This window comes from Acinetobacter sp. 228 (assembly GCF_048147885.1).
Window position 1 is genome coordinate 1 of the sequence record NZ_JAYWYV010000276.1, and the last position, 1358, is coordinate 1358.

The 1358-nt window shown below is 43.0% G+C and carries 2 protein-coding genes; both read left to right on the plus strand.

Annotated elements, in window-relative coordinates; translation table 11 throughout:
- The first annotated feature begins 150 nt into the window (after positions 1-150).
- Positions 151-1083: a 4-hydroxyproline epimerase gene (locus VXQ92_RS18160; RefSeq protein WP_000859590.1), complete on the plus strand. Its 933-nt coding sequence runs from the start codon at positions 151-153 to the stop codon at positions 1081-1083.
- Positions 1080-1358 (plus strand): NAD(P)/FAD-dependent oxidoreductase (locus VXQ92_RS18165; RefSeq protein WP_416682745.1); only part of this gene is annotated, 279 nt, incomplete at its 3' end. The genes VXQ92_RS18160 and VXQ92_RS18165, both read left to right, overlap by 4 nt.

Sequence of the window (1358 nt, forward strand, 5' to 3'; positions counted from 1 at the left end):
TTTCAATTAGGCCAATGGCCTAATTTTTTTGTCTTTATTTTAGCTGACGTAAGTTTTCACTATGCTGATTTCGTCATAGATTTATAAGAAAACGATCAAGCTTGCTGTTTTGAGATCAGTCCTCCTAAAGGAAAATGTAAGGATACTTCTATGAAAACAGTAAAAATTTTGGACTCTCATACTGGTGGTGAACCAACACGATTAGTACTTGAAGGTTTTCCTGATTTAGGCACAGGAGATATGGAAAGCCGCCGAAAAATATTATCAGAACAATATGACCATTTCCGTAGAGCAACCATGTTAGAGCCGCGCGGTAATGATGTTCTGGTTGGAGCGTTATTGTGTAAGCCAGTGAATCCCAAAGCGAGCGCGGGCGTTATTTTCTTTAATAACACGGGCTACCTAGGCATGTGTGGTCATGGCACGATTGGTTTAGTGGCTTCGTTAGCACACTTGGGAAAAATACAAGTTGGTACACACTTAATTGAAACTCCAGTAGGTAATGTTGAAGCGACATTGCATGAAGATCATTCAGTGAGTGTGCGAAATGTACCGGCATATCGTTATAAAAAAGCAGTCGAAGTTAATGTTGAAAAATATGGAAAAGTTATTGGTGATATTGCATGGGGCGGTAACTGGTTCTTCTTGATTAATGATCATGGTCAACGTGTTGCAAGTGATAATTTAGATCAACTGACTGAATATGCGTGGACGGTTAGACAAGCGCTTACAGCACAAGGAATAACCGGTAAAGATGGGCAAGAAATTGACCATATCGAATTATTTGCAAGTGACGCCGAAGCAGACAGTAAAAATTTCGTGCTTTGTCCAGGCAAGGCCTATGACCGTTCACCGTGTGGAACCGGAACGAGTGCGAAAATTGCTTGCTTGGCCGCAGATGGCAAACTTGAGCCAGGAAAGTTATGGAAACAAGCCAGCATTATCGGTAGCCAGTTTATTGCCTCGTATGAACAAGCAGGGGAATATGTGATTCCAACCATTCGTGGTGAAGCTTACATGAGTGCCGAAGCAACTTTATTTATGGATGAAAATGACCCATTTGCTTGGGGTATTCAGCTATGAGAACCGATGCCATCGTCATTGGGGCAGGCATTGTAGGTGCTGCATGTGCTTATGAATTGGCTCGGCAAGGGTTAAATGTGCAAGTTTTGGATGCTCGGATCGGTGGTGCAACAGCCGCGGGCATGGGGCATTTGGTCATTATGGATGACTTGGAAGCCGAATTAAAACTTAGTCATTGGTCAGTTCAGCTATGGCATGAATTGGGTTGTGAGCTTTCAGAAGACTGCGCATATCGCCAAACGCCAACTTTATGGCTGGCAAGTAGCCTAGAAGAA